The organism is Klebsiella spallanzanii (assembly GCF_902158555.1).
In the GTDB taxonomy this organism is placed as follows: domain Bacteria; phylum Pseudomonadota; class Gammaproteobacteria; order Enterobacterales; family Enterobacteriaceae; genus Klebsiella; species Klebsiella spallanzanii.
Genome location: NZ_CABGGS010000023.1, coordinates 364334 through 383351, shown reverse-complemented (window position 1 = coordinate 383351; position 19018 = coordinate 364334). Strand labels below are relative to the sequence as shown.

The 19018-nt window shown below is 53.0% G+C and carries 17 protein-coding genes; 12 read left to right on the top strand and 5 right to left on the bottom strand.

The window, feature by feature from the left end; genetic code table 11:
* Nucleotides 1–88: 88 nt before the first annotated feature.
* Nucleotides 89–1270: a sugar efflux transporter SetB gene (setB, locus tag FN082_RS16850; RefSeq protein WP_139536641.1), complete on the top strand. Its 1182-nt coding sequence runs from the start codon at nucleotides 89–91 to the stop codon at nucleotides 1268–1270.
* A 37-nt stretch (nucleotides 1271–1307) separates the two neighbouring features.
* Here the strand turns inward: setB and FN082_RS16845 are convergent, their stop codons facing one another.
* The gene (locus FN082_RS16845) at nucleotides 1308–2558 is read right to left on the bottom strand and encodes a NupC/NupG family nucleoside CNT transporter (protein ID WP_139536642.1); all 1251 of its coding nucleotides are present in this window, start codon (nucleotides 2556–2558) and stop codon (nucleotides 1308–1310) included.
* A 140-nt stretch (nucleotides 2559–2698) separates the two neighbouring features.
* Nucleotides 2699–3631 (bottom strand): ribosylpyrimidine nucleosidase, encoded by a 933-nt coding sequence (gene rihB, locus FN082_RS16840; protein WP_139536643.1) that lies wholly within the window; start codon nucleotides 3629–3631, stop codon nucleotides 2699–2701.
* A gap of 127 nt (nucleotides 3632–3758) precedes the next feature.
* Here rihB and FN082_RS16835 point away from each other — a divergent pair, with 127 nt between their 5' ends.
* Nucleotides 3759–4457: a transcriptional regulator YeiL gene (locus tag FN082_RS16835; RefSeq protein WP_139536644.1), complete on the top strand. Its 699-nt coding sequence runs from the start codon at nucleotides 3759–3761 to the stop codon at nucleotides 4455–4457.
* 13 nt (nucleotides 4458–4470) lie between these two features.
* On the opposite strand, the gene FN082_RS16830 is transcribed toward FN082_RS16835, so the two are convergent.
* Nucleotides 4471–4722 carry a YkgJ family cysteine cluster protein gene (locus FN082_RS16830; protein WP_142981961.1) on the bottom strand — a complete coding sequence of 84 codons (252 nt, stop codon included), beginning with the start codon at nucleotides 4720–4722 and terminating at the stop codon, nucleotides 4471–4473.
* Between the two features lie 148 nt (nucleotides 4723–4870).
* Between FN082_RS16830 and yeiP the strand changes: the two genes are divergently transcribed.
* Entirely contained in the window at nucleotides 4871–5443 is a 573-nt protein-coding gene (yeiP, locus tag FN082_RS16825) for an elongation factor P-like protein YeiP (RefSeq protein ID WP_139536646.1), read from the top strand.
* A 75-nt stretch (nucleotides 5444–5518) separates the two neighbouring features.
* On the opposite strand, the gene uxuA is transcribed toward yeiP, so the two are convergent.
* The gene (gene uxuA / locus FN082_RS16820; RefSeq protein WP_142981960.1) at nucleotides 5519–6709 is read right to left on the bottom strand and encodes a mannonate dehydratase; all 1191 of its coding nucleotides are present in this window, start codon (nucleotides 6707–6709) and stop codon (nucleotides 5519–5521) included.
* Between the two features lie 207 nt (nucleotides 6710–6916).
* On the opposite strand from uxuA, the gene FN082_RS16815 reads away from it, so the two are divergent.
* From FN082_RS16815 to yejF, 9 genes are all read left to right on the top strand, one after another.
* Nucleotides 6917–8383: a mannitol dehydrogenase family protein gene (locus tag FN082_RS16815; RefSeq protein WP_139536648.1), complete on the top strand. Its 1467-nt coding sequence runs from the start codon at nucleotides 6917–6919 to the stop codon at nucleotides 8381–8383.
* A 120-nt stretch (nucleotides 8384–8503) separates the two neighbouring features.
* Nucleotides 8504–9481: a CobW family GTP-binding protein gene (locus tag FN082_RS16810; RefSeq protein WP_142981959.1), complete on the top strand. Its 978-nt coding sequence runs from the start codon at nucleotides 8504–8506 to the stop codon at nucleotides 9479–9481.
* A 36-nt stretch (nucleotides 9482–9517) separates the two neighbouring features.
* Entirely contained in the window at nucleotides 9518–10231 is a 714-nt protein-coding gene (locus FN082_RS16805) for a phosphatase PAP2 family protein (protein ID WP_185932127.1), read from the top strand.
* Nucleotides 10232–10657: 426 nt separating this feature from the next.
* Nucleotides 10658–11227 (top strand): bifunctional murein DD-endopeptidase/murein LD-carboxypeptidase, encoded by a 570-nt coding sequence (gene mepS, locus FN082_RS16800; RefSeq protein WP_004103943.1) that lies wholly within the window; start codon nucleotides 10658–10660, stop codon nucleotides 11225–11227.
* A gap of 185 nt (nucleotides 11228–11412) precedes the next feature.
* Nucleotides 11413–12975 (top strand): cyclic di-GMP phosphodiesterase, encoded by a 1563-nt coding sequence (locus tag FN082_RS16795; RefSeq protein WP_142981957.1) that lies wholly within the window; start codon nucleotides 11413–11415, stop codon nucleotides 12973–12975.
* Between the two features lie 70 nt (nucleotides 12976–13045).
* Nucleotides 13046–14851 (top strand): extracellular solute-binding protein, encoded by a 1806-nt coding sequence (locus FN082_RS16790; RefSeq protein WP_142981956.1) that lies wholly within the window; start codon nucleotides 13046–13048, stop codon nucleotides 14849–14851.
* A 9-nt stretch (nucleotides 14852–14860) separates the two neighbouring features.
* Nucleotides 14861–15955, top strand: a complete 1095-nt coding sequence (locus FN082_RS16785; RefSeq protein ID WP_139536653.1) for a microcin C ABC transporter permease YejB — start codon at nucleotides 14861–14863, stop codon at nucleotides 15953–15955.
* Nucleotides 15955–16980 carry an ABC transporter permease gene (locus tag FN082_RS16780; RefSeq protein WP_142981955.1) on the top strand — a complete coding sequence of 342 codons (1026 nt, stop codon included), beginning with the start codon at nucleotides 15955–15957 and terminating at the stop codon, nucleotides 16978–16980. Before FN082_RS16785 ends, FN082_RS16780 begins: the two co-directional genes overlap by 1 nt.
* 1 nt (nucleotide 16981) lies before the next feature.
* On the top strand, nucleotides 16982–18571 hold the full coding sequence (gene yejF, locus FN082_RS16775; protein WP_142981954.1) for a microcin C ABC transporter ATP-binding protein YejF: 1590 nt from the start codon (nucleotides 16982–16984) through the stop codon (nucleotides 18569–18571).
* A 3-nt stretch (nucleotides 18572–18574) separates the two neighbouring features.
* On the opposite strand, the gene FN082_RS16770 is transcribed toward yejF, so the two are convergent.
* On the bottom strand, nucleotides 18575–18919 hold the full coding sequence (locus FN082_RS16770) for a YejG family protein (protein ID WP_139536656.1): 345 nt from the start codon (nucleotides 18917–18919) through the stop codon (nucleotides 18575–18577).
* Between the last annotated feature and the right edge of the window lie 99 nt (nucleotides 18920–19018).

Here is a 19018-nt window from a genome sequence, read left to right as displayed (position 1 = left end):
CTTTTTGATTTATTCGTGCCCTGGCACTGTTCATTTTCTGACTGACGGCGTAAACTCCGCGCGACTCTTGAAACCATTGAAAATCGACATGCAAAACAGTAGCGCCGCCCTGCCACGACGCGGGTTTGACTTAACCTCTTCCGCCTTCCTGATCGTCGCCTTCCTGACGGGCATCGCAGGGGCGTTACAAACGCCAACCCTGAGCTTGTTCCTGACCAACGAAGTTCACGCACGACCGGCGATGGTTGGTTTCTTTTTCACAGGCAGCGCGGTGATAGGCATTCTGGTGAGCCAGTTTCTTGCCGGGCGCTCGGATCGCAAAGGCGACCGCAAGCAGCTGATTGTCTTTTGCTGTTTAATGGGCGTGCTGGCCTGCGCGCTATTCGCCTGGAACCGTAACTACTTTATTTTGCTGTTTATCGGCGTGTTCCTCAGCAGCTTCGGTTCCACCGCGAACCCACAGATGTTCGCCCTTGCCCGCGAACATGCGGATAAAACGGGCCGCGAGGCGGTCATGTTCAGCTCAATTCTGCGCGCACAGGTGTCTCTGGCATGGGTCATCGGCCCACCGCTGTCCTATGCGCTGGCGATGGGTTTCGGATTCACGGTGATGTATCTCTGCGCGGCGGTAGCCTTTGTCGTCTGCGGCGCGATAGTCTGGTTTTTTCTCCCCAGCATGCGCAAGGAGCCAAAAGCAGCTACGGGTCATCTTGAAGCACCGCGAACCAACCGCCGCGATGCGCTGCTGCTGTTTATCATCTGTACGCTAATGTGGGGAATCAACAGTCTGTACATCATTAATATGCCGCTGTTCATTATTAATGAACTGCATTTACCGGAGAAGCTGGCCGGGGTGTTGATGGGAACCGCCGCCGGGCTGGAAATCCCGACGATGCTGCTTGCGGGCTACTACGCCAAACGTTTCGGCAAGCGTTTTCTGATGCAGGTCTCTGCGGTTGCCGGGGTGCTGTTTTACGTCGGTATGCTAACCGTACACACCCCCGGTCTGCTGCTGGCTCTGCAGGCGCTGAACGCCATTTTTATCGGCATTCTGGCCGGTATTGGTATGCTCTATTTTCAGGACCTGATGCCAGGCCAGGCCGGGGCGGCCACGACCCTTTATACCAATACGATTCGCGTGGGCTGGATTATTGCAGGTTCACTGGCGGGCGTGGTTGCGGAAATATGGAGCTATCACGCCGTATTCTGGATTGCGTTAGTCATGGGCGTGGCGACTCAGGTCTGCCTGTGGCGTATTAAGGACGTTTAAGACGCGCGGTGCACCGTTGATACGGTGCACCTTATTACTACGCCAGTCCAATAAAGAACCCGGCAATCGTGGCGCTCATCAGATTTGACAACGTCGCCGCAGCCAATGCCCGCATCCCAAGCTGCGCAATTTCAGACGCCCGCTGGGGCGCAATCGCCGAAAATGCACCAACCACGACCCCAATTGAGCCAAAGTTAGCGAAGCCGCACAGCGCAAACGAGATAATGGCGATGGTTTTCACCTCCAGCGAGCCCGGCGTTTGCAGGAATGGTGAAAAGTTGAGATAAGCCACGAACTCGTTAATCGCCAGCTTCTGGCCAATCAGGCTACCTGCCAGCGTCGCATCGCTCCAGTCAACGCCCATCAGCCACGCCAGCGGCGCAAGAGCGTAGCCAAAGATACCCTCGAGGGTAGCATGACCAAAACCGAACCAGCCGCCAATACCGCCAATCACGCCGTTGATCAGGGCGATAATGGCCACAAACACCATCACTACCGTCGCCACGCCGACGGCAATTTTCACTCCGGCCATGGCCCCGGTTGCAGCGGCTTCAATAACGCTTTTCGGCGGCGTTTCGGTGAATGAAAGGTTCTCAAAAGTGACCTGCGATACTTCCGTTGCCGGGCTAAGAAGGCGAGCGAAGAGGATCCCGCCGGGGATCGCCATCAACGATGCCGCGAGCAAATAATCAATCGGTACGCCAAGCCCGGCATAACCGATCATTGTCGATCCGGCAATCGAAGCCATCCCACTGCAAATCGCGGTAAACAGCTCATTGCGGTTTAAGCGGTCAATAAATGGCTTAATGATGGCCGGGATCTCATTTTGCCCAAGAAAAATAGTCGTCACGGCAACAAAAGATTCAATTTTACTGATGTTGAGTGCTTTCTGGAAAATACCACCAAGAATTCGAATCAGTATTCCCATTACGCCAATATAGTAAAGCAGGCTGACCAGCGCGGTAATAAAAATGATTTCCGGTAATACCCGAAAGGCAAAAATAAACCCGGAACCATCAAACAGGACATCCATTTTCGGCCCAACTAATGAACCAAAAATAAATGCGCTACCCGCATCACTGTAGGTCATGACTTTATGCACGCCGAAAGCTGCCTGCTCTGCCAGCCATTTTCCCGGTGGAAAATAGAGCATAATCCCACCAATGGCAATTTGTAGCACCAGCGCCGCACCAACGGTGCGTAAACTAATTCTTTTTTTATTTACTGACAGGAGAAAAGCAATTGCCAGTAATACCGCCATCCCCAGAACACTTCTCATTATATCCATAATGATTATCTCTTGATGCCAGCAAACCCGGCATTTACGCCAGGTTTTGGTATGTCTGATGTTATTGCGGGCGACACCTTACTTCCCGCCTGTTTTTATCGGGAGATAAAAGATATTCCACACGCCTGGTACAAAGTGAATTAGCGATACATCCGTACACACTCGTCAACTAAGCCCCAAAACCAGTTGGTATCAATAGTGATGCCTACTTTAGTATTTGGCGCTTTGCCGAGAACGCCCAGCTCGTCACATACCGTACGGCCATAGCAGGGACCGCTGTTAACATCGACTTCGACGTACATGTCACGAGTTTTGATACCCTGAGGATTTATCAGATAACCAATACAGGTGGCATCATGCACCGGGCCACCCGCTAAGCCATAATTTTCATACTGCGTTTTAAGGGTAAAATTCATGATATCGCTGAACAACTGCCCCGCCGGGCCGCCGGCTTTTTCCATGCGCGCAATAACATCAGCGGTGCATACGGTCTGGTTAGTCAAATCCAGGCCCATCATCACCAGAGGGACGCCGGAGCTGAATACAACTCTCGCGGCTTCCGGGTCGGCATAAATATTAAACTCCGCCGACGGTGTAAAATTTCCGGTACCGTAAGCGCCGCCCATGAGTACAATTTCACGAATTTTCGGTAAAATCGCCGGTTGCATACGCATGGCTACTGCAATATTGGTCAATGGTCCAACGGGTACCAGCGTAATGTCTCCATCGCTTGCCATTAGCGTATCAATAATATATTTAACTGCATGCGTACTTTCTGCTTTACGTGTCAGTGGAGAGAATACTGGGCCATCAAGCCCGGTTTCACCATGAATATTATCAGCGACAATTTGCTGACGCATAATGGGCTGCGGCATTCCCGCATAGACGGGGACGTTGATATCTAAATGTTGGCAGACGTTTAATCCATTAACCAGCGTTTTATCCAGCGTCTGGTTTCCTGCAACAATTGTTATACCTAATAAATCAATAGCAGGGTGTCTGGCTGCCATCATTATCGCAATAGCATCATCGTGACCAGGATCGCAATCGAGTATAATTTTTCTTTTTTCCATTTTTATTTCCTCTTTTCGCTTTTAAAGCATATTTATGTTATTACAGCAGGATTAACCAGGTAGCGTTTGCAGCATACAAGTGGAAAACCAATACTGAATATGAGAAATCTCATACCGGGAAGCGACCGTGAAAGAAATCCAAAATGAAAATCTCAAGCAGCAATTGATGAGCGATTCTGGCTATCAGGGAAAGTTTTCCGTAGAGGTAGTACGGGATACTCGATTGTTTCACGTGGTAGCCGGGGATTTTATCATCAGGGAAGGTGCCCAACCCGCGTACCTTTTTTACCTCGCGCGCGGTCGGGCAAAACTCTATACCACATCAGCTAACGGTCGGGTCTCACTGATAGACTTCTTTGGCGCGCCATGCTTTATCGGAGAGATAGAACTCATTGATAAACATCACCATCCTCGTGGAGTACAGGCGATTGAGGAGTGCTGGTGCCTGGCGTTGCCGATAGCCTCCTTCCGACCGCTTCTGCTCAACGATGTCGTTTTTCTGCGTAATCTCTGTATGGCGTTAAGCCAGAAAAATTATCGCAACATCGTATCGCTTACCCAGAATCAATCGTTCCCGCTGGTGAATCGTCTGGCGGCATTTATCTTATTAACTCAACACTGTGATATTTATCACGAAAAACATACCCAGGCTGCGGAATATATGGGCGTTTCATATCGCCATTTATTATATGTCATTGCGCAATTCAGTCAGGAAGGCCTGCTGGTTAAACAAAAATCCGGATACGCTCTCGGCAATAAGCAAAAACTTATCGCCCTCGCACGGGAGATGGATCCGGATAATAATTTTGCTGATTTATTGTATTAATCAGTTCGTGGCTTCAGGACGTGCTCTGTTCGAGATGAAGCAGCCAGGTCATCGCGTCATCGCGATTCGTCGCGCACATTTCCACTTCCGGCTTCAGGCTGGCGCACACTTTAGGCCTTAGCGGCGAGCCGAAAATGTTGCACAGGTTGTTTTCCGAGAGCTGTACGCAACGGGTGTTTGCCGGTTTGCCGTACGGCATACCCGGAATAGGGCTGGAGATAGAAGGAGCGATACAGCAAGCTCCGCAGTCAGGGCGGCATTCCATAATCGACTCTTCCGATAACGCTTTTGGCGAATCAGCCTAAACGTTTTACCTGAAGATAGCAAAACACACGAATTCCACTTGCCTGAAAGGCCCGGCGCGAGTAGTTTTACGCGATATTTTTGACCCTTTATGTGACAGGATTACTGCAATGCCAAGAGCAAACGAAATTAAAAAAGGTATGGTGCTGAATTACAACGGCAAACTGCTGATTGTTAAAAATATTGATATTCAGTCACCGAGCGCCCGTGGCGCAGCGACGCTGTACAAAATGCGTTTCTCTGATGTGCGTACCGGCCTGAAAGTGGAAGAGCGCTTCAAAGGCGACGACATCGTCGATACCGTCACCCTGACCCGCCGCTTCGTTGACTTCTCCTATATCGATGGCAACGAATACGTCTTTATGGATAAAGAAGATTACACCCCGTATATCTTCACCAAAGAGCAAATCGAAGAAGAGCTGCTGTATATTCCGGAAGGCGGAATGCCGGACATGCAGGTTCTGACCTGGGATGGTCAGTTGCTGGCCCTTGAACTGCCGCAGACCGTGGACCTGGAAATTGTTGAAACGGCTCCAGGTATCAAAGGCGCGTCCGCGAGCGCACGTAACAAACCGGCGACCCTGAGCACCGGCCTCGTGGTTCAGGTTCCTGAATACCTGAGCGCAGGCGAGCGCATTCGTATCCATATCGAAGAGAGCCGCTATATGGGCCGCGCGGACTAAGCACTGCTTTTCCGGCAATCATAAATAAAAGAGGACAGCCTGGTGACTGTCCTCTTTTTTACCACCGAGCTTGACCTACAGTAGTTCAGGATACTTCGTCATCTTCAACGCCAACTCAACGCCGCGAACCTCCGCCATCCCTTTTAAACGGCCAATCGCCGAATACCCTGGGTTGGTCTTCTTACGCAGATCGTCCAGCATCTGATGCCCGTGGTCCGGGCGGAACGGAATCGGACGCAGATCGCCAGCACGCTTACGGCGTAGCTCTTCGCTCAAAATTGCATTCACTACCGCTACCATATTCACGTCACCGGCCAGATGCGCGGCCTCATGGAACGTCTTCGGATTCGCTTCGCGGCAGGTTGAACGCAGATGCGTGAAGTGAATACGATCGCCAAATGTTTCAACCATTTTCACCAGATCGTTATCCGCGCGGACGCCGTAGGAGCCGGTGCACATGGTGAAGCCGTTATTAATGCTATCTACCGTCTCTTTCAGCCACTGCATATCTTCAATGGTCGATACAATACGCGGCAGGCCAAGGATCGGACGCGGCGGATCGTCCGGGTGAACCGCCAGCCGTACGCCAACCTCTTCACAGACCGGAACAATCGCACGCAGAAAATACGCCATATTTTCCCGCAGCTGTGCCTTATCAATGCTGTCGTATTCCGCCAGGCGAGCGCGAAATTGATCGAGGGTGTAGCCCTCTTCCGCCCCCGGAAGGCCAGCGATAATATTGCGGGTTAGTTTTTCGACTTCCGCTTCGCTCATCGCGGAAAAATAAGCCCGCGCCTGCTGCTGCTCCTCTTCGCTGTAATCCGCTTCTGCACCAGGACGTTTAAGGATATGCAGCTCAAATGCAGCAAAAGCGATTTGGTCAAAGCGCAGCGCTTTAGAGCCATCCGGCAGCTCGTATTCCAGATCGGTACGCGTCCAGTCGAGGATCGGCATAAAGTTGTAGCAAACGGTATCGATGCCGCAGGCCGCCAGATTACGGATGCTTTGCTGATAGTTTGCGATCCAGATGGCAAATTGCCCGCTATGGGTTTTAATCTCTTCGTGAACGGGAATACTCTCCACCACCGACCATATCAGACCTTTCTCCGCCAGCAACGCCTGACGCTTTTTAATCTCACCCACCGGCCAGACTTGCCCGTTAGCAATATGATGCAGCGCCGTCACGACGCCCGTCGCTCCCGCCTGTCGAACATCATCAAGCGATACAGGGTCATTCGGCCCATACCAACGCCAGGTTTGCTCCATCGCGATCCCCTTACAAAAGTTGTTATACCAATATGATGCTAATTACTGACAACTACCATACATCCTTCTCTGTGCCGATCAATTTATGCCGTTGGATTGATTGATCACGCTCACATCAAGCGGATAAATAAGGCTCACCAATTTAATTTGCTGTCATATAACTTTACACTGTCAATGTTAATTGTTGGTTAATCAGGTGTATTGATAATGAATACTATTGCTACAGCCACGCTGCCGGAAGGCGTGCAGCTTCCTCAATATGATCGCAGCCAACTGCGATCGCGTATTGTGCATTTCGGCTTCGGCGCGTTTCATCGCGCGCACCAGGCGCTACTCACCGATCGGGTGCTCAACGCCAGCGGCGGGGACTGGGGGATTTGTGAGATTAGTCTGTTCAGCGGCGACCGGCTGATGAGCCAGCTTCGCCAACAGAACCATCTGTTTACCGTGCTGGAAAAAGGCGCTAAAGGTAGTCAGCCGATCGTTGTCGGCGCCGTGCATGAATGCCTTAACGCGAAACTGGATTCACTGGCCGTCATTATTGAGAAATTTTGCGAACCGCAGGTCGCTATTGTTTCTCTGACCATCACCGAAAAGGGCTACTGCATCGATCCGGCCAGCGGCCTGCTGGACATGACGCAACCGCGTATTATCCACGATCTACAAAACCCGACGCTGCCGCAATCAGCCCCCGGAATTCTGGTCGAAGCGCTGGCGCGTCGCCGCCAGCGTGGGCTACAGCCGTTTACCGTGCTCTCCTGCGATAACATTCCCAACAATGGGCACGTGGTGAAAAACGCCGTACTGGGCATGGCAGAGAAACGCGACCCGGATCTGGCGATGTGGATAGCTGAACACGTCAGCTTTCCCGGCACCATGGTAGACCGCATTGTGCCAGCCGCAACCGATGAGTCGCTGGCGGAAATTAGCGCCACGCTGGGCGTGGAAGACCCCTGCGCAATCAGCTGCGAGCCCTTCATTCAGTGGGTGATTGAAGATAACTTTGTTGCCGGTCGCCCGGACTGGGAAACTGCGGGCGTACAGATGACCGATAACGTTTTGCCGTGGGAACAGATGAAGCTGCGGATGCTCAACGGTAGCCACTCGTTCCTCGCCTGGCTCGGTTACCTGGCCGGCCGCAAACATATTAGCGACTGTATGCAGGACCCGATTTTCCGCAACGCCGCATATCGACTGATGCTTGATGAACAAGCACCGACCTTATCTATCCAGGGGGTCGACCTGACAGCCTACGCTGACAGTCTGATCGAACGCTTCAGCAACCCGGCGCTAAAGCATCGCACCTGGCAAATCGCCATGGACGGTAGCCAGAAGCTGCCGCAGCGTATGCTTGACGGTATCCGTGTCCATCTTGCTCGTGGCAGTCAATGGCCGCTCCTGGCACTCGGCGTCGCGGGCTGGATGCGCTACGTCAGCGGTAGTGACGATGCGGGAAACGCTATCGATATTCGCGACCCATTGGCTGACAAGATACAGAAACTCGTTTCCACCAGCGATGAACAACAGCGGGTGGCTGCTCTGCTCTCGCTTGAAGAGATCTTCGGCCATGACCTGCCGCAAAATCCGCAGTTTGTTGCCCAAATCACCACCGCATGGCGTCAGCTTGCAACCTCAGGCGCTCGCCAGGCGATTGCCGCCGCGCTGAATTCTTAACAATTTCTGCTTTTAAGCGGACAGAGCGTCGTATCTGTCCGCGCTAGTGCTTCTCTTTTCCCCTTTTTTTCGTCAGGATAGTCTCAACTGTTACAACATTACATTTATCCTGGAGAAAAGGTGACCAAAACTAACTTGATCACGGGGTTTCTCGGCAGCGGCAAGACGACGTCGATCCTGCACCTGCTGGCCAATAAGCCCGCGGATGAAAAATGGGCCGTGCTGGTCAATGAGTTTGGCGAAGTGGGCATTGATGGCGCGCTGCTGGCAGAGAGCGGTGCGCTGCTTAAAGAGATCCCCGGTGGTTGTATGTGCTGCGTCAACGGTTTACCGATGCAGGTTGGGCTCAACACGCTGCTGCGTCAGGGTAAACCCGACCGCCTGCTGATAGAACCCACCGGATTGGGGCATCCTAAACAGATCCTCGATATTCTGACCGCTGCAGTATACGAGCCATGGATCGATCTGCGCGCCACCCTTTGCGTGCTGGACCCGCGTCAGCTGCTGGATGAAAAAGTGGTGACCAACGAAAACTTTCGTGACCAGTTGGCCGCCGCAGATGTCATTATCAGTAATAAAGCCGATCGCTCGACCGACGAAAGCCAACGTGCCTTTGCCGCCTGGTGGCAGGCATATGCCGGCGATCGCCAGTTTGTTAGCGCCACGCAGGGTAATATTGACCCGGCATTGCTTGACTTGCCGCGCCGCAATCTTGCGCCGCTCCCCGAAAGCGCCGAGCACGCGCACAGCCACGGACAGAAAAAAGGCCTTGCGGCGCTTAATCTTCCTGCTCACCAACGCTGGCGTCGCAGCCTCAATAGCGGCCAGGGCTATCAGTCCTGTGGCTGGATTTTTGACGCTGAAACCGTATTCGATACCGTAGGTCTGCTTGAATGGGCGCGTCTGGCACCGGTCGGACGAGTGAAAGGCGTCATGCGCATTACGGAAGGTCTGGTACGCATCAACCGCCAACAGCTTGATCTGCATATTGAGACGCAGAACGTCGCACCGCCGGATAGCCGCATCGAGCTCATTGCCGATAGCGAAACGGACTGGAACGCACTGCAGGCCTCCTTGTTGAAGCTTCGTTTAAGTTAAGGCGGCTATGGTTGCCGTCGTTTTACACAACACGCGATAGTTATGATTAAAAATCGAATTCCCCTTATCCTGCTGCTGAACGCGACGGGTATAGCGCTTTTTTGTTCATGGTACCTTCCTGTAAACCATGGTTTCTGGAATCCGCTGGACTCGGCGATCTTCTATTTCTTTAACCACCTGGTTGGCGTGAGCACTGCTTATACCTGGCTGCTGGCGATTATCAATAACCGCGCATTTGACGCCTGTTCGCTGCTGGCAATGGGTAGCCTGATGCTGAGCTTCTGGTTTAAAGAACAGAGCGCAGGACGCCGCCGGGTGATTATCATCGGGCTGGTGATGCTGCTGGCCGCCGTTATCATCAATCAACTGGCCCAGCATCTGATGCCGGTTAAGCGCGCTAGCCCTTCGCTCTCTTTCACCGACATTACCAAAGTGAGTGACGTGATCTCATTCCCGACTAAAGATGCTTCTAAAGATAGCTTTCCGGGCGATCACGGTATGATGCTGCTGATTTTCGCTTCTTTTATGTGGCGTTATTTTGGCCGCCGCGCATTTGCTATTTCACTGGTAATATTTGTGGTGTTCGCCTTCCCTCGGGTGATGATTGGCGCTCACTGGTTTACCGATATTGCCGTTGGCTCATTAACCGCCGTGCTAATTGGCGCGCCATGGGTGTTGATGACCTCGCTGAGTGACAATGTCATTGCTTTATTTGAGCGTCATCTTCCCGGTGGAAAAGTCAAAAATTAAACTCCTCTTTACAATTAATTAATATCATTCATAAGGGATCGTTCTGGGTCCCTTTTTTTATCCGCTCATTTTTTCTCATTCCGTATCATCTTCCTGTCACATTAATCATGATAAAAATGAGTAAATTGCGTATTTTTTGCCCACCATTGTCGCTAATTTGTCCTTTGCCGATGATTCACTTTTTGTCGCAAAAATACTTATAAGAAAATGCGCAAAACCGCTCGCCATCCCCCGTCCGATCGGGTAACCTCGATCTCGTTTTGCCTTTTCAGCAACATCAATTCAGAGAGTGAATAAATTTGTGCGTCAGGCCACAATTTTATGCTTAGGGAATTGTCTCATTGCGACCAGGTATTTAGGCTCTAACACGTTTGGCATTTTTTATAACGACATTGTCGTTAAGGACAACAAGGGATAACACACAGTATGGTCAAATCTCAGCCGATTTTGAGATATATCTTGCGGGTCGCGCCCGCGATTGCAGTTGCGGTTCTGCTTTCCGCGTGTAGTTCAAATAGTACCGCCAGGAATATGCATTCTGAGACGCTTGCTGTGGGTAGTGGAGATTTATCATCACTGCAAGCCTCTCAGGATGAATTTGAAACAATGGTCCGCAATCTGGACGTGAAGTCCCGTTTGATGGATCAATATGCTAGCTGGAAGGGCGTGCGTTACCGCCTCGGCGGCAGCACTCGTAAAGGCATCGATTGTTCTGCCTTTGTGCAACGTACTTTCCGTGAACAGTTTGGTCTGGAACTACCGCGCTCGACTTCAGAGCAGCAGGATTCTGGAAAATCCATCAGCCGTTCACAGCTGCGTACCGGTGATTTAGTCCTGTTCCGTGCAGGTTCCACGGGCCGCCATGTGGGTATCTACATCGGCAACAATCAGTTTGTTCATGCTTCCACCAGCAGCGGTGTGACAATATCCAGCATGGACGAGCCGTACTGGAAAAAGCGCTATAACGAAGCGCGACGCGTTCTGAGCCGCTCGTAATTTCTTCTGACGTTGGTTAATCCCTTGGCCAACGGAAGAAACAGAAAACACTGCCAAGGCAGTGTTTTTTTTTGCTTGTCCGCCAATGAACTTCGCAAAATAAGCTATGTCTTTAAGTGGGGATGGAAAAACGACTTTCTATGAACCCTTTGGCGCTAATCAACAACACGGACTGACTATAGCCTATGCCTACCCGTCACCTCTCTCCCCAGCGTAAAATCTGGCTGACCAGCGTATGCTTCGGGATTGCCGTCGCCCTGCTGGCCGGTAGCATTCAGTTTATGGTGATTTATCATAACCGGGCGGAGCGTTTCGACGTCATCATCAAAAATGTTCATACTTATCTGCAGGACTATTTCCGCGATTTAAATCAGACCATTGACGGCCTGCAGCCGCTGGTAGACCAACCCTGTGAGAACGTTGCTTCAGGCTTAACCGCCCATGCGGCATTCAGCCCAAACGTACGAGCCTTCCTGCTGGTTAAAAATGGCCTCGCGTTTTGCTCCTCTGCTACCGGCGCGATGAGCTCGCCCTTAACCCAGCTCATTCCGCAGCTTGATATCTCTAAAGCGGTCGATATGGCGATTTTGCCGGGAACGCCTATGATGCCAAAAAGCGCCGCGCTGGCAATGTGGGTGCGCAGCCCGCACGGCGGTAAAGACGGTATTTTTGTCTCAATTAATGCCAACCTGACGCCTTATATTCTCTACTCTGCCCGGCAGAATGATTTCAGCGGCCTGGCGCTGGCCATTAAAGACATCGCGATCTCCACCTTCAGCAATCGACTTATCGACCCGCAAACGCTGCTCTCACCGCCGATTCGCCAGACGCAAATTGATGGCCTCCCGCTGAACGTCTATCTCTACGCCAACAGCTGGCTGGGGGAAAATACCCAGTTCGCTCTGCTACTTGGCGTCGTGTGCGGGCTGCTGGCGGGACTTTTGAGCTACTACGTATTGACCATTAAATCTGACCCGCGCAAAGAACTTCTCCTGGCGATCAAAAACGATCGGTTTTACGTGGTCTATCAGCCAGTGGTCAGGTCAGATACGCTACAAATCAGCGGTATTGAGGTGCTGATGCGCTGGCGTCATCCAACGGCCGGGGAGATCCCTCCCGATGTGTTTATTAACCTTGCTGAAACCCAACAGGTGATTATTCCGCTGACCCGCCATCTGTTAAAACTGATCGCCCGTGATGCCCCTACGCTACAAACGCTCCTGCCCGTGGGCAGCAAACTTGGCGTCAATATATCCCCCGCTCATCTGCATTCCAGCAGCTTTCAGCAAGATCTTCAGCAGTTCGCCACCACCATGCCCACGAATCATTTTAGCGTGGTACTGGAAATCACCGAACGCGCAATGATCGACAAGAATCGTTCGCTGGAGAATTTCGACTGGCTGCATGAGCAAGGTTTCGAAATTGCGATCGATGATTTTGGTACCGGCCATAGCGCGCTCATCTATCTGGAGCGCTATAACTTCGATTATCTGAAAATCGACCGCGGTTTTGTCCAGGCCATTGGTACGGAAACCGTGACCTCTCCGGTACTGGATGCCGTCATCACCCTAAGCCGTCGCCTGAAGCTCACCACCGTCGCTGAAGGCGTGGAAACTCAGGAACAAGCTGAATGGCTGCGCGACCATGGGGTAAACTACCTGCAAGGCTACTGGCTCAGTAAGCCGCTTCCCCTGGAAGCGCTGATCGCCGCTCGCGATGAACCAGCGAAATATTTCACAACCCGCTGAGTGTCCTTTATTATTTGCTATCAGAGGTCAGGCCACTTCAGGCCTGTCATTGGAGGACGATATCCTGGTTATGTTTGTACGCATCAGCCTGATACTGCTGGCCTTATTTAGCCTGCAGAGCCGGGCGCAAACCATTAAAGAGAGCGATACGTTCGCCATTATCGGCGAACCGAAGTACGTCGCTGGTTTTGAACACTACGACTATGCCAACCCCGACGCGCCCAAAGGCGGCGCAATTACCCTCGCAGCCATTGGCACCTTTGATAACTTCAACCGCTACGCTATGCGAGGTAATCCCGGCATTCGCACCGAGACGTTATACGACACGCTGTTCACCACCTCTGACGATGAACCCGGCAGCTATTACCCCTTGATCGCCGAACACACGCGTTATGCCGATGATTTTTCGTGGATGGAGATAACCCTCAATCCACGCGCGCGCTATCACGATGGCAGCCCCATTACCGCCAGCGATGTCGCTTTTACCTTCCAGAAGTTTATGACCGAAGGGGTGCCGCAGTTTCGCCTCTATTATAAAGGCACCACCGTTAAAGCGATCGCCCCACTTACCGTACGCATTGATTTAGCCAAACCGGGCAAAGAGAACATGCTCAGCCTGATGACGCTACCCGTCATGCCGGAGACATTCTGGAAAAGCCATAAGCTCAGCGACCCGCTCTCTGCGCCGCCGCTGGCCAGCGGTCCGTATCGCGTGACCGCCTGGCGAATGGGCCAGTACATCACTTATTCACGCGTAAAAAACTACTGGGCAGCCGATTTACCAGTCAATCGTGGACGCTGGAATTTCGACACGCTGCGCTACGATTATTATCTGGATGACAATGTGGCTTTCGAAGCCTTTAAGGCTGGCGCTGTCGATCGCCGCGAAGAAAACGTCGCCAAGAACTGGGCTACCCGCTACGTCGGGCGTAACTTTACCCATGGCTATATTATCAAAGATGAATACACCAACACCTCGGCGCAGAATACGCAGTGGTTGGCTTTTAACATCCAGCGTCCGGTATTTTCCGACCGGCGGGTACGCGAAGCGATAACTCTCGCGTTTGATTTTGAATGGATGAATAAGGCGCTGTTTTATAACTCGTACAGCCGCGCCAATAGCTTCTTTCAGAACACTGAGTATGCGGCGCGCGACTACCCTGATGCCGATGAACTCGCCCTGCTGACGCCGCTGAAAAAAGAGATCCCAGCCGAAGTCTTCACGCAGATTTACCAGCCGCCGGTCTCCCGCGGCGATGGTTTCGAACGCGCCAATTTACTCAAAGCGGATGCCATCCTAAACCAGGCGGGATGGGTAGTGAAAAACCAGCGGCGGGTCAACGCGCAGAGCGGCAAGCCGCTACGCTTTGAGCTACTGCTTCCCTCCGGAAGCAGCGATCGCTGGGTCCTCCCCTTTCAGCACAATCTTCAGCGTCTCGGGATCGTCATGGATATTCGCCAGGTCGACAACTCACAGTACAGCAACCGCAAGCGCAGCCGGGATTACGACATGATGCCAAACGTCTGGCGCGCAACCCCCTGGCCCGGCACCGACCTGCAAATCTCCTGGGACTCCGAATATATTAACTCCAGCTACAACGCCTCGGGGGTACAAAGCCCGGCCGTCGACCAGCTTATCGCGCAGATTATTCGCTGGCAGGGTAATAAGGAAAAGCTGCTGCCGCTGGGCCGGGCTCTCGACCGCGTGCTAACGTGGAACTATTACATGCTGCCAATGTGGTATATGGCACAGGACCGAACCGCATACTGGGACAAATTCTCCTTCCCGCAGACCCGCGCGGTCTACTCTTCCGGTTTTGAAAACTGGTGGTACGACGCAAACAAAGCGGCCAGACTCCCCGCGGACAGACGCTAAGGAATTAAGATGGGTGCATATCTGCTCCGCCGACTACTGCTCATAATCCCTACCCTGTGGGCGATTATCACCATTAATTTTTTTATTGTGCAGATCGCGCCCGGCGGTCCGGTCGATCAGGCTATCGCGGCGATTGAATTTGGCGATCGCGGCGGCTTGCCCGGCGCCGGGGACAGCGGGATGAGCGCCAGCCACGCGCGTACCGGGGTCAGTAATATCAGCGACGGGCACTATCGCGGCGGGCGTGGACTCGACCCGGAGGTTATCGCCGAGATAACCCACCGCTACGGTTTTGATAAGCCAATCCACGTGCGCTATTTTAAAATGCTCGGTGACTATCTGCGCTTTGATTTTGGCGATAGCCTGTTCCGCAGCTCGTCGGTACTGCAGTTGATTAAGGACAGCCTCCCGGTCTCCATCACCCTGGGTTTATGGAGCACGCTCATTATCTATCTGGTGTCGATTCCGCTGGGGATCCGCAAAGCGGTCAGCAACGGTAGTCATTTTGACGTCTGGAGCAGCACGCTGATTATCATCGGCTATGCGATCCCGGCGTTCCTGTTCGCCATCTTGCTGATCGTCATCTTTGCCGGCGGCAGCTATTTCGATCTCTTCCCGCTGCGCGGGCTGGTATCCGCCAACTTCGACAGCCTGCCGTGGTATCAAAAGATCCTCGACTATCTCTGGCATATCACTCTACCGGTGCTGGCAACGGTGATCGGCGGTTTCGCTGCGCTCACCATGCTGACTAAAAACAGCTTTCTCGATGAAATCCGCAAGCAGTACGTCGTTACCGCCCGCGCCAAAGGCGTCAGCGAAAAACAGATCCTCTGGGGCCATGTGTTCCGCAATGCCATGCTGCTGGTGATCGCCGGGTTCCCGGCCACCTTTATCAGTATGTTTTTTACCGGATCGCTGCTGATTGAAGTGATGTTCTCGCTAAACGGATTGGGGCTACTGGGCTACGAAGCCACCGTTTCGCGTGATTACCCGGTGATGTTTGGCACGCTGTATATTTTCACCCTGATTGGCCTGCTGCTGAATATCGTCAGCGATATCAGCTATACGTTGGTCGATCCGCGTATCGATTTTGAGGGTCGCTAATGTCATTTTTTAGTCCCGTCAATCAGGCTCGCTGGGCGCGCTTTCGCCATAACCGTCGCGGCTATTGGTCGTTGTGGCTATTTTTAGCGCTTTTCGCCTGTAGCTTGTGCGCTGAGCTTATCGCTAACGATAAACCGCTGCTGGTACAGTATCGCGGCAGCCTTTACGTTCCGCTATTAAAAAACTACAGCGAGACCACCTTCGGCGGCAGCTTTGCCACCGCCGCCGACTATCAGGACCCGTGGCTAAAAAAACAGCTGGACGATAACGGTTGGGCGCTGTGGGCACCGGTACGTTTTGGCGCAACCACCATTAATTTCGCCACCGACAGTCCCTTTCCTTCATCACCGTCAGCGCTAAACTGGCTGGGTACCGACGCTAACGGCGGAGACGTGCTGGCGCGTATTCTGTACGGCACTCGTATTTCGATACTTTTCGGTCTGCTGCTGACCTTCTTCTCCAGCGTACTGGGCGTGATGGCTGGCGCTGTTCAGGGGTATTACGGCGGAAAAGTTGACCTCTGGGGGCAACGGTTTATCGAAGTATGGTCGGGAATGCCGACGCTATTTCTGATTATTCTGCTCTCCAGCGTAGTACAGGCCAATTTCTGGTGGCTGCTGGCAATTACCGTGTTGTTCGGCTGGATGACGCTGGTAGGCGTCGTCCGCGCTGAGTTCCTGCGCACCCGCAACTATGATTACATTCGGGCCGCTCAGGCGCTCGGCGTTAGCGATCGCGCCATTATTCTGCGGCATATGTTGCCTAATGCGATGGTCGCCACCCTCACCTTCCTGCCGTTTATTCTGTGCAGTTCGATAACCACTCTGACCTCGCTGGACTTTCTCGGTTTTGGCCTGCCGCTGGGTTCCCCTTCGCTGGGCGAGCTACTGTTGCAGGGCAAAAACAACCTCCAGGCACCGTGGCTGGGTATCGCCGCTTTTTTGTCGGTGGCAGTGCTGCTGACATTGTTGATTTTTATTGGTGAAGCGGTTCGCGACGCCTTTGATCCAGGTAAGGCGGTGTAGCATGACGCAACCTCTATTAGATATTGATAATCTCTCCATCGCCTTTCGCCAGCAGGGAGAAACCACCACCGTGGTGAGCGAGCTATCGCTGCAGATCGCCGTTGGCGAAACCCTGGCGCTGGTGGGCGAGTCTGGTTCCGGCAAGAGCGTTTCAGCGCTATCGGTGCTGCGGCTGCTCCCCTCGCCACCGGTCTGCTATCCCAGCGGTGATATCCGTTTTCACGGCCAATCGCTGCTTCACGCTGATGAACGCACCCTGCGCGGCGTGCGCGGTAACCGCATCGCGATGATCTTTCAGGAGCCGATGGTTTCGCTAAACCCGCTACATAACCTCGAAAAACAGCTGTACGAAGTGCTCTCTTTGCACCGTGGTATGCGTAAAGAGGCGGCGCGTGGGGAGATCCTCGACTGTCTGGATCGCGTCGGGATCCGCAATGCGCCCAGACGACTGGCCGACTACCCGCACCAGCTTTCCGGCGGCGAGCGTCAGCGGGTAATGATCGCAATGGCGCTGCTAACCCGTCCGGAGCTGCTCATTGCCGACGAACCTACCACCGCGCTGGACGTGTCGGTGCAGGCGCAAATCCTCGCGCTGCTGCGCGAATTGAAGCAAGAGTTAAATATGGGGTTGTTGTTTATCACCCATAACCTGAGTATCGTTCGTCAGCTCGCCGACCGCGTCGCGGTCATGCAAAGCGGCCACTGCGTGGAACAAAACGGCTGCCGGGAGCTGTTTTCCTCCCCCGAACACCCTTATACCCAGCGCCTGCTGGATAGCGAGCCGTCGGGCGACCCCGTACCGCTCGCTCCTGATGCGCCTGAATTACTGCGGGCTGAGAGCTTAAGTATCGCCTTCCCGATACGTAAAGGGATCCTGCGGCGGGTCGTCGATCATAATCGGGTGGTTAACGCCCTCAGCTTTCATTTACGTGCCGGTGAAACCCTGGGTCTGGTCGGTGAGTCAGGATCGGGCAAAAGCACCACCGGGCTGGCGCTTTTGCGCCTGATTCATTCCGATGGGGCCATCACTTTTGACGGAGAGGCTCTTCAGGGACGCAATCGTCGGCAAATGCTGCCGCTGCGCCGTCGTATGCAGGTTGTCTTTCAGGATCCTAACTCCTCGTTAAACCCACGGCTCAACGTGCTGCAAATCATTGAAGAGGGATTGCGCGTCCATCAACCGGCGCTTACTGCGGCCGAACGAGAGCGGGCGGTGATTCAGGTCATGCAGGAGGTCGGACTCGACCCGCAAACGCGCCACCGCTACCCCGCTGCCTTTTCTGGCGGTCAGCGCCAGCGTATCGCTATCGCCAGGGCGCTTGTCGTCAAGCCGCAGCTTATCGTGCTGGATGAACCGACGTCATCACTGGACAAAACCGTGCAGGCGCAAATCCTGACCTTGCTAAAGGCGTTACAGCAAAAACATCAGTTGGCCTATATTTTTATCAGCCATGACTTACGCGTTGTACGGGCGCTGTGTCATCAGGTCATGGTGCTGCGGCAGGGAGAAGTCGTTGAGCAGGGAGAGTGCGAGCGCGTATTTACCGCTCCGCAACAAGAGTATACCCGTCAGCTGCTGGCGCTGAGCTGACGGTTAAAATGGGTTGTTACCCGAGAAAGGCTCAGCAATCGCCACGCCGAAATTTTTCAGGCGACAGGTTGCGGCAAACTCGTCCTGACGATTAACAAACAGGCACGGTTCCCCTTCGCATTCAACAATAGAACAGTCTACTTCGATGTCGCTGAGCGCCTGGCTAAGTTTATGCATGACCGACCACGCGTTTTCGCCATCAGGGCTAAGTAATTTCAACGCCACGAGACTGTTTTCGCTCTGAGCACCGTTTTGCGGAATCGGTTCAACTCTTGAACCTGCAAAACCGGCCAGCCAGCGATAGCTCTGCGGCAGACGGTGTACGATAGAGAGTTGCAGTGTATTCACGTGTTTTCCCCGGAAGCAAAATACTTCACAATAATTTTACATTAATGCTAACACATTATTGACAAATAGTCCTGTTCCTACACAGAAAACGCTTACACC

Coding starts and splice junctions, on each gene's coding strand:
- FN082_RS16785 (WP_139536653.1), top strand. CDS start 14,861: ATGGGTGCATATCTGCTCCGCCGACTACTGCTCATAATCCCTACCCTG.
- FN082_RS16780 (WP_142981955.1), top strand. CDS start 15,955: ATGTCATTTTTTAGTCCCGTCAATCAGGCTCGCTGGGCGCGCTTTCGC.
- FN082_RS16815 (WP_139536648.1), top strand. CDS start 6,917: ATGAATACTATTGCTACAGCCACGCTGCCGGAAGGCGTGCAGCTTCCT.
- rihB (WP_139536643.1), bottom strand. CDS start 3,631: ATGGAAAAAAGAAAAATTATACTCGATTGCGATCCTGGTCACGATGAT.
- mepS (WP_004103943.1), top strand. CDS start 10,658: ATGGTCAAATCTCAGCCGATTTTGAGATATATCTTGCGGGTCGCGCCC.
- FN082_RS16830 (WP_142981961.1), bottom strand. CDS start 4,722: ATGGAATGCCGCCCTGACTGCGGAGCTTGCTGTATCGCTCCTTCTATC.
- uxuA (WP_142981960.1), bottom strand. CDS start 6,709: ATGGAGCAAACCTGGCGTTGGTATGGGCCGAATGACCCTGTATCGCTT.
- yejF (WP_142981954.1), top strand. CDS start 16,982: ATGACGCAACCTCTATTAGATATTGATAATCTCTCCATCGCCTTTCGC.
- FN082_RS16845 (WP_139536642.1), bottom strand. CDS start 2,558: ATGGATATAATGAGAAGTGTTCTGGGGATGGCGGTATTACTGGCAATT.
- FN082_RS16790 (WP_142981956.1), top strand. CDS start 13,046: ATGTTTGTACGCATCAGCCTGATACTGCTGGCCTTATTTAGCCTGCAG.
- yeiP (WP_139536646.1), top strand. CDS start 4,871: ATGCCAAGAGCAAACGAAATTAAAAAAGGTATGGTGCTGAATTACAAC.
- FN082_RS16795 (WP_142981957.1), top strand. CDS start 11,413: ATGCCTACCCGTCACCTCTCTCCCCAGCGTAAAATCTGGCTGACCAGC.
- setB (WP_139536641.1), top strand. CDS start 89: ATGCAAAACAGTAGCGCCGCCCTGCCACGACGCGGGTTTGACTTAACC.